Below are 1,502 nucleotides of genomic sequence, written 5' to 3' on the forward strand. Positions count from 1 at the left end.
CATTATGATATCCGTCCTGATGAACTTATCCCTATTTGTTTTAACCGTTCAGAAAAGATGCTAATAGGGATTTTAGGTATTTTAAAAGCAGGCGGAGCTTATGTTCCTCTTGATCCTGGCTATCCTGCAGATAGACTGGGTCATATCCTGAATGATACAGGGGCTCGCCTTGTTCTTGCAGAAGAAGAGACCGTATCAAAGCTGGATGAATATGTTTCCGCAATTGTTAAGAAAGGACCCGTGATTTTAAATCTGGATGATGCAGAGGCAGCAGACGGAATTCAAAAATATTTTAGAAAAAATCCTGTTACCGGAGTAAGATCCAACCATCTGGCTTATGTTATTTATACCAGTGGAACAACAGGTAGGCCTAAAGGTGTGATGATTGAGCATAGCGGTGTAGTGAATCTTGTAAGTTTTATGACACAGTCCCACCGCTTTAATGAATATACAAATGTGGGCTGTTATTCGAATTATGTTTTTGATGCTTTTGTCAATGAGGTATTTCCTGTGCTTTGCCACGGTAATACGCTTTGGCTGTTCAGTAACGAACAAAGGACCTGTGTAGCAGAACTTAACCATTATATAAAAGCAAATGGAATAGAGGTGTCATTTATTCCTCCTGTATTATTGAAGGATCTTCTTGCTGATACGGAACTAAAATTGATTTTCGCTGGCGGAGAGAGCTTTCCTGATATTGGCAGTAGCTGCTATAAGGATATTATTTTCCTTAATGAATATGGTCCTACGGAAACAACAGTATGTGCGACCGTTCATCATTATGATGAAGATGGTAATCCTCTTAATATCGGGCGCCCTATTGATAATGTTTCGGTGTATGTTCTGGATTCCTATTTACGTCCTGTTCCTATTGGAGCAGTCGGAGAGCTGTATATAGGTGGAGTTGGAGTATCAAGAGGATATTTAAATCTTCCTGAGCTTACTGCAGAGCGCTTTTTATCTAATCCCTTTCAGACTGAGCAGGAAAAAGCATCAGGTTATAATGGACGGATTTATAAAACCGGTGATCTTGCGCGTATCCTTCCAAATGGAGATCTGGAATATCTGGGTCGTAACGACTCACAGATCAAGATTCGTGGTTACCGGATTGAGCCCGGGGAGATTGAGACAGCTCTTCTTGAGTTAAGTGGTATTCGTCAGGCAGTAGTGGAGTGCAGGCTGAACAGTATGGGTTTAAAGTACCTTGCTGCTTACTATGTTTCAGAGAATCCGCTTGACTCCGGAGATATTTCAGTGTTATTATCGGAAGTTCTTCCTGATTATATGGTTCCTTCGGCTTATGTCCATTTGAAAGCATTACCTGTTACGATCAACGGGAAAGTTGACAGAAAAGCATTACCAGAACCTTTATTTACAGGAGAGATGGAATATGTAAGTCCTCAGACGCCTTTACAGGAGTTGCTGGTGGAGATTTACGGAGAAATGCTAGGTCTAGATTCAGATCATATCAGTATCCATGATGATTTTTTCCGATTGGGAGG

The 1,502-nt window shown here is 40.9% G+C and carries 1 protein-coding gene; it reads left to right on the forward strand.

The features are described 5' to 3' along the window. Positions 1-1,502, forward strand: a 1,502-nt coding sequence (locus AC59HC_RS22940) for a non-ribosomal peptide synthetase (RefSeq protein ID WP_496559447.1), incomplete at both ends; no start/stop codon positions are given.

The organism is Chryseobacterium sp. DZ-32, assembly GCF_059587025.1.